Origin of the sequence: uncultured Sphingomonas sp. (assembly GCF_946477935.1) — a bacterium.
GTDB lineage: Bacteria > Pseudomonadota > Alphaproteobacteria > Sphingomonadales > Sphingomonadaceae > Sphingomonas.
On the sequence record NZ_CAMLAC010000205.1, the window covers coordinates 1 to 6,513 of the forward strand.

At 68.8% G+C, this 6,513-nt stretch carries 9 protein-coding genes; 4 read left to right on the plus strand and 5 right to left on the minus strand.

Features of this window, described 5'->3' with window-relative positions; genetic code table 11:
* The 3 genes from Q0U08_RS16285 to Q0U08_RS16295 form a co-directional block, all read left to right on the plus strand.
* Nucleotides 1-311, plus strand: a 311-nt coding sequence (locus Q0U08_RS16285; protein WP_298092630.1) for a DUF3597 domain-containing protein, incomplete at its 5' end; no start/stop codon positions are given.
* Nucleotides 312-405: 94 nt separating this feature from the next.
* Nucleotides 406-879 (plus strand): hypothetical protein, encoded by a 474-nt coding sequence (locus tag Q0U08_RS16290; RefSeq protein ID WP_298092632.1) that lies wholly within the window; start codon nt 406-408, stop codon nt 877-879.
* A 60-nt stretch (nt 880-939) separates the two neighbouring features.
* On the plus strand, nt 940-1,329 hold the full coding sequence (locus Q0U08_RS16295) for a hypothetical protein (protein ID WP_298092634.1): 390 nt from the start codon (nt 940-942) through the stop codon (nt 1,327-1,329).
* Nucleotides 1,330-1,362: 33 nt separating this feature from the next.
* Here Q0U08_RS16295 and Q0U08_RS16300 read toward each other — a convergent pair whose 3' ends face one another.
* Entirely contained in the window at nt 1,363-1,521 is a 159-nt protein-coding gene (locus tag Q0U08_RS16300) for a hypothetical protein (RefSeq protein ID WP_298092636.1), read from the minus strand.
* Between the two features lie 163 nt (nt 1,522-1,684).
* Here Q0U08_RS16300 and Q0U08_RS16305 point away from each other — a divergent pair, with 163 nt between their 5' ends.
* Nucleotides 1,685-2,008, plus strand: a complete 324-nt coding sequence (locus Q0U08_RS16305; RefSeq protein ID WP_298092638.1) for a hypothetical protein — start codon at nt 1,685-1,687, stop codon at nt 2,006-2,008.
* Here Q0U08_RS16305 and Q0U08_RS16310 read toward each other — a convergent pair.
* The 4 genes from Q0U08_RS16310 to Q0U08_RS16325 all read right to left on the minus strand — a co-directional run.
* Complete coding sequence (locus Q0U08_RS16310; RefSeq protein ID WP_298092640.1) at nt 1,935-2,996, minus strand: cell wall hydrolase; 1,062 nt, start codon at nt 2,994-2,996, stop codon at nt 1,935-1,937. The genes Q0U08_RS16305 and Q0U08_RS16310 overlap by 74 nt on opposite strands.
* 39 nt (nt 2,997-3,035) lie before the next feature.
* Entirely contained in the window at nt 3,036-5,864 is a 2,829-nt protein-coding gene (locus Q0U08_RS16315) for a pitrilysin family protein (RefSeq protein WP_298092642.1), read from the minus strand.
* A 9-nt stretch (nt 5,865-5,873) separates the two neighbouring features.
* Nucleotides 5,874-6,098: a hypothetical protein gene (locus Q0U08_RS16320; RefSeq protein ID WP_112381940.1), complete on the minus strand. Its 225-nt coding sequence runs from the start codon at nt 6,096-6,098 to the stop codon at nt 5,874-5,876.
* Nucleotides 6,095-6,513: tRNA guanosine(34) transglycosylase Tgt (locus Q0U08_RS16325; RefSeq protein WP_298092644.1), on the minus strand; the 419-nt coding region annotated here is incomplete at its 5' end. The genes Q0U08_RS16325 and Q0U08_RS16320, both read right to left, overlap by 4 nt.

A 6,513-nucleotide genomic window follows, 5' to 3' on the forward strand; every position in this document is an offset into this window, starting at 1 on the left:
GCCCCGCTGCCACCGCCACGCCGGCCGCCGCTGCGCCTGCGCAGCCGGTGGATGTCGATGTCGAACAGGTCCTGACCGGTATCGCCCAGTCGAAGGGCAATCCGAACCTCAACTGGCGTACCTCGATCGTCGACCTGATGAAGCTGCTCGATCTCGATTCCAGCCTCGACAATCGCAAGGAACTGGCCACCGAGCTCGGCTATTCCGGCGCCAAGGACGGCTCGGCCGAAATGAACATCTGGCTGCACAAGGCCGTGATGCGCGAACTGGAAAAGTCGGGCGGCCGCGTTCCCGCCAGCCTGAAGGACTGATCACCGCCGGGCGTCCCACCCGAAAAGGGCGGGGCGCCACCGGAACCTCATCCCCCGACCGCCCGTTCGTGGTGGGTTACGGAAGGAAAAATCCATGCCAAACAAAACCTTGGGTCGATCGGTCGGCCTTGGTCTCGGTGGCTTCGCGGTGGCGGCCGTCGCCTGGGTGGTCGGCACCCGCTTCGCACCTGAACTGCCCCCGATCCAGCCCGCCCGTAAACGCGATTCCGACGCCGCGAGCAGCCCGACCGGCGGGACCGCGGCACCACTTGGCGGCGACCGCGACCCGCGCACCGCGCTTGATGCGAACCTGCCCAGCGGCCAGGCGGAGGCGGAAAAGCATTTCCACAACCAGTCGCCTAATCCGGCGGCGGAACACGTCCCCACCGACCTGATGGGCGATCGTCACCCCGGCAACACCGATCGCGCGGTTGATGCCTTCCGCCCTGATCCCACCGCGACGCCGACCGAGCAGGAAAAGGAGGCGCTGCGTCCCGCCACCGGTCCGGCACCGACGCTGGTCGCCGATCGCGGCAGCGGCTTTTCGGAAGGCGCCGGCGCCGCCTGACGGCCGGGCAGGGGCCGCGACATCGTGGCCCCGCCTGCGCATCGAGGAGAGGATGCTTCCATGAACTACAAGACGATCAGCTTCGGCCTCGGCCTGTTCTCCGTCGCGCTCGGCGCCCTCGAGGTGCTGGCGCCCCGGCGGATCACCACGGCACTGGACAGCGAAGGTCATGAAACGCTGGTGCGCAACTTCGGCCTGCGCGAACTTGCCGCCGGTGCCGCGCTGCTCAGTGCGCCGGCGGCCGCCACCAACGTCTGGGGCCGCGTCGCCGGCGATGCGCTGGACATCGGCGCGCTCGGTCTTGCTGCCCGCGCCAACCCGCGCAACGGCGCGGTCTGGGGCGCGCTCGGCTTCGTTCTGGGCGTGACGCTGGTCGACCTTCTCACCGCCCGCGGCCTCGATGCGCAAACCGGCAAGACCTCCCCGCGGCGCGAACACGCCACCGCCTGAACGGGCGCTCCCCTTGGGGGAGCACCCCACCTGTCAGGTCAGCGAGGATTTGCGCGGCACCTGTTCCTCCGCCTGGGGCTGGCCGCGGTCCAGCGTATCGCTCGGGCGGCGCGCGTCGCCATCCTGCTGATGCTCCGTCGACAGGTTGGGCCGTTCGGTCTCGGTGGTTGGCTTGATCGCGTCGTCGTCCATGATCTTGCTCCTCTCGTTCTCCTCAACCGCCAAGCTGAACGAAGTCTCCGTGCCTGGCACAGCCTGCGACACTTTTGCGGGAAACCCGGGACAGGTCTGCGACGATTGGCGCCCATATCGTCATCAGGCCGTACACACGGCCGCGTAACCAAGGAGTAGACCCATGAAAGCCATCATCGCCGCCACTCTCGGGTTCGCCGCGCTGCTCCCCGCCGCTGCGCAGGCCCAGCGTTGGGAGCCGATCAACGCGCGTCAGGCCAATCTGGAGCGTCGCATCGATCAGGGCATCCGCGCCGGCACGCTCAACCGTCGTGAGGCGGATCGCCTCCGCGTCCAGTTCCGCGATCTCGACCGGCTGGAACAGCGTTATCGTCGCAGCGGCGGTGGCCTGACCGGTGCCGAGCGGACCGATCTCAATCGCCGCTACGACGTGCTGTCGCAGCGGGTCCGCTACCAGAAGCAGGATCGCCAGCAGCGCCGTTGGTAAAGCGCGGCAGCGGCTGGCCGACGTCCTTCCACCGGTCGAGGATCTGCCCGGATGCGGGCAACCGGTCCTCGCCCGGCGGGACGGAAGCTGCCGCGGCTCGCGGGCCGGGCAGGGCGGGTGCCGCCGTGACCGGGGTCGCACCGGGCAGGGGCGGCACCTCGAACGGCATCGGGACCGGCACCGGCATGGCGGCATCGCCTGCGATGGCCGCAACCGTTGCCGCCACACCCGGCGTCGGCTCTGCGCCTGCGTAACGCTGGGTAAAGGCCGCCGCCGTACCCCAATATCCCTTCCAGCGGTGGAAAAAGTGCGCCCCCACCACATCCGTCATCACCAGTGACCGCGCCCAGGACGGGCTGACCGCATAGGTGTGGTAATGGGTGGCCAGCCCGACGCCGGCGAATACGCCGCCCGCCAGCGCCCCCGCCGCGGCGCGCGCCGCGCGGGCCCATCCGCCTGCCGATGGTGCCCGGCCCAGTGCCCCGTCGCACGCGAAGCTGAACTGGCATCCGGCATGCGCCGATCCTTGATAGACCACGCCGCACACCGTTGCCGGAAAAGCGGGATGCCGCACCCGGTTCAGCACCACCTGCGCCACCGCGCGTTCGCCTGCGTCGCTCTCGCCGCCTGCCTCGTAATAGATCGCCGCGGTCAGGCATTGCAGCGCCCGGGCGCGGTCCACCGCGCTCGCCGTGTTCCAGCGGAACGGCTGGGCAGGGGTCACGCCGGCATCGCCGTGATCAATCACCCCCGCGGGCAGCGGAGGCAGGTCGGCGGTGCCGGTGGCGCGGCCGGGTTCCGGGACGGGGGTGGGGGACACGGCCGGCTTATCCACCCCGATCTGCGCCGCCACGCGTGTCGGCCCCGCCGCCGGACGCAGTGCCATGCCCAGCGCGACCAGCAGCAGCAGGCCGACCGTCGCCAGCCAACCCGCCAGCAGCCGGCGGACGGTAGCCCTTGAGACCTTGTACGGTGTGCTGCGACCCATCGGCGTGCAGGTCTACCGGCAAAAGGTCACCAATTTACCTCATTGCAGGCTGGCACTGTCCAGGTTGAGCGCGGCGGCGGGGATCAGCTCCACCTGCGGGTAGCGTGCCTTCAGCGCCGGCAGGAGCTGTTTGGCGTCACCGACGACGACGATGCTCGCCGCCTTGGGGTCCAGCAGCGCGGCCGCCGCGGCCTGCACCGCCGCCGGATCGACGCCCTCCACCTTGGCGGTGTAGCGCTGCAATTCGTCCAGCGGCACGGACTGCACGACATAGTCGCCGAGCAGTCCTGCGATGCCGTCCGTCGTCTCCACCGCGCGTCCGAAGTTGCCGACCAGCACTGCCTGCCGCGTGGCGAGTTCGGCCTGCGGCACGGGCGCGCGACCCAGCTTTTCCATCTCTGCGGAAATCAGCGTAACCACTTCTGCAGCCGAGGGATTCTTGGTCTGGGTCCGCGCGGCGATCAGACCGGGCCTCCGCCCTGCCTGCAACCCGCTGCTCGCCCCATACGCCAGCCCCCGCTTGATCCGCACCTCCTGATTCAACCGAGAAGAAAACCCACCCCCCAGCACGGTGTTCGCGACGGCGAGCGGGTAATAGCGCGAATCGTCACGCGCGATGCCCGGTCGCGCGACGACGACGCCGGCCTGCCCCGCATCGGGCATGTCGATCACCACGACACGCGGCGCCGGGAAGGCGGCGCGGTCGCTTGGACTTGCGGCCGGCACCGCATCGCCGCGCCATGCGCCCAGATGGCGCTCGGCCAGCGTTCTGGCGGCGGCCGGCGTGATGTCGCCGACCAGCACCAGCGCGGCCTGCCCGGGTTGCCACGTCCGTCCATATGCCGCCTTCAGGTCGCCCTGCGTCAGCGTCTTCAGCGAGGTCGGTGTGCCTTCCACCGGCGTGCCGTAGGGTTGGTTGCCGAATACGACCCGGCTGGCGACCAGTCCTGACAATTGCGCCGGGTTCGTCATCGCCACGGTGACGCCGTCGATCGTCTGGGTCCGCGCGCGCTCGATCTCCTCGGGCGCGAAGGCGGGATGTGTCGCGACATCGGCGAGGATGGTCATCGCCGGCGCAAGCTGGTCGGAGGTGACGGTCAGGTCGACCGAGGCACCGTCACGGCTGGCTTCACTGCCGATCGATCCGCCCAAACTCTCCACCGCACGCGCGATCTCGGCGGCGGAGCGTGTCGTCGTGCCCATGGTCATCAGCCCGGCCGACAGGCTGCTCGCACCCGCCTTGCCCGCCGGATCCGTCGCCGCGCCGCCGACCGCTACCAGCGAGGCAGTGACGAGCGGCAGATCGTGGCGCTCCACGGTGATGACGCGTAGGCCGTTTGCCAGCCGCGTCTCGGCGACCTGCGGCAGTACCGACTTCACCGGGGCGGCGGGCGGCGGCGGCAGGATGCGCTGCCCGGCCGGGGCCGGCGTGACGATGGCGATATCGGCAGGCGCGGTCAGCGGCCGCGTGACCACGGTGGGGGCCACCGCCACCGTATCGCCGGTCTTGCCCGCCTGTTCGGGCAGATAGCGCAGCACGGCCGACTGGTTGTCGCCCAGATACTTGCGGGCGACCCGCTGGATGTCGGCGGCGGTGACGCGCTGTACGGCGGCCAGTTGCTTGTCGCTGGCGGTAGGATCGTCGTTGATGATGACGTTCTGGGCCAGCAGAAAGGCCTTGCCCTCCGCCGTTTCGCGACGCTTGATCGCGGCGGTCAGGATCTCGTTCTTCGCCTCGGCCAGTTCCGCCGGTGTGACGGGTTCGTCCCGGAAGCGCGCGACCTCGCGGCGCAGTGCTGCCTCGCCGGTCGCGGCATCCTTGCCCCCGGCCATGATCGCGAACACCGCATAGGTGCCCGTGCCCGCACGCGTGTCGAACGAGGTCTGCGCGCTCTGCGCCAATTCGTCGCGGTAGACGAGGCTACGGTACAAGCGTGAATTTTCGCCGGTCGCCATGATCGCATCCAGCACCTGCAGCGCCGGCACGTCCGCATCGCGATCGGGCGGCAATTGCCAGCTCAGCAGGACCGCGGGTAGGGGCGTGTTGGCCTCGTACACCGTCCGGCTGACGGGGCGCTCACGCGGCGGCTCGGTCACGGTGACGCGGGGGATGTCGCCGGCGGGGCGCTTGATCGGCGCGAAATAGCGGTCGATCCAGCCGTTCAGTTGTGCGGGATCGAAGTTGCCCGCCACCACCAGCACCGCATTGTCCGGCCGGTAATAGGTCGCGTGAAAGGCGCGAACATCATCGATCGTCGCCGAATCGAGGTTCGCCACGTCGCCGATCACCCCGCGTGCATAAGGATGCACCGAATAACTGATTTCGGGCAGATAGGTCTGGAACAGCTTGCCATAGGGTCGCGCGAAACCCTGGCGATATTCCTCCTTCACCACGTCGCGTTCGGAGGCGAAGCTGGTCGGCTCCACCACCAGCGAGGCCATGCGGTCGGCTTCCGCAAATAACAGCCGCTGCAGGTGGTTGGCGGGTACCAGCTCGTAATAATTGGTGTAATCGTCGCCAGTGGAGGCGTTGTTGTACCCGCCGACATCCTCGGTCAGCCGGTCCATCTGTTCCGGCACCAGGTTGCGCGTCGCCTTGAACATCAGATGTTCAAACAGATGCGCGAAACCCGATCGCCCGCGCGGATCGTCGCGCCCGCCGACATCGTACCACACCTGTACCGAGACGTTCGGCGTCGTCGTGTCGCGAATGGCATAGACGCGCAGGCCGTTGGGCAGCGTGCGTGTCGTGAAGGGGATGGAAGGGATGCGCGCGCTGCGGGCCGGCGGCTGGGGCTGCTCCTGAGCGGAAAGCGTGGCGGGCAGGGTGGCTACGCTCAACAACAGGGCGGCACGCAACAGGCGCATCATAGGTCCTTACTTGGGTTTCTTCTTGGATCGGCTGCGATCGGCGTACAGCGCGGCCGCGGCGATCGCGGCGGAGCCGATGCCCACGCCCAGGCCGATCTTGGCGAGCGGCCAGCGCTTGGCGGCGTCTTCGGCGGCCTCCGCCACGGCCTCGGCGGCGGCGGCGGCATGCGCCTTGGCATCCTTGGCCGCGGCCAGGATTTCGTTCGGAGCGTCGTCGGTACGGTCGGTCATTGCATCTCTCCCGTCGGATTGCCGGCGTAGCGTGCGCGGAAGTCGTTCGCAAAGGCTTGCAAGCGTCCTTCGCTGATGGCTGCCCGCAGATCCGCCATAAGTGTTTCGTAGAACCAGATATTATGTTCGGTCATCAACATCGCGCCCAGTATCTCTCCGGCGCGGACGAGGTGATGGAGATAGGCGCGACTCCAGGTTCGGCAAACCGGACAGCCGCACGATGGATCGAGCGGCCCCTGATCCTCGCCGTGCCGCGCATTGCGCAGGTTGAGCGGGCCGCTCCGCGTAAAGGCCTGCCCCGTGCGGCCCGATCGAGTCGGCAGCACGCAATCGAACATGTCGATGCCGCGCTCCACCGCGCCCACGATATCGGTCGGCTTACCGACGCCCATCAGGTAGCGCGGCTTGTCCACCG

Bases quoted from the DNA above. Each gene is read 5' to 3' on its own strand.
- Q0U08_RS16290 (WP_298092632.1), top strand. From the start codon at position 406: ATGCCAAACAAAACCTTGGGTCGATCGGTCGGCCTTGGTCTCGGTGGC.
- Q0U08_RS16295 (WP_298092634.1), top strand. From the start codon at position 940: ATGAACTACAAGACGATCAGCTTCGGCCTCGGCCTGTTCTCCGTCGCG.
- Q0U08_RS16300 (WP_298092636.1), bottom strand. From the start codon at position 1,521: ATGGACGACGACGCGATCAAGCCAACCACCGAGACCGAACGGCCCAAC.
- Q0U08_RS16305 (WP_298092638.1), top strand. From the start codon at position 1,685: ATGAAAGCCATCATCGCCGCCACTCTCGGGTTCGCCGCGCTGCTCCCC.
- Q0U08_RS16310 (WP_298092640.1), bottom strand. From the start codon at position 2,996: ATGGGTCGCAGCACACCGTACAAGGTCTCAAGGGCTACCGTCCGCCGG.
- Q0U08_RS16315 (WP_298092642.1), bottom strand. From the start codon at position 5,864: ATGCGCCTGTTGCGTGCCGCCCTGTTGTTGAGCGTAGCCACCCTGCCC.
- Q0U08_RS16320 (WP_112381940.1), bottom strand. From the start codon at position 6,098: ATGACCGACCGTACCGACGACGCTCCGAACGAAATCCTGGCCGCGGCC.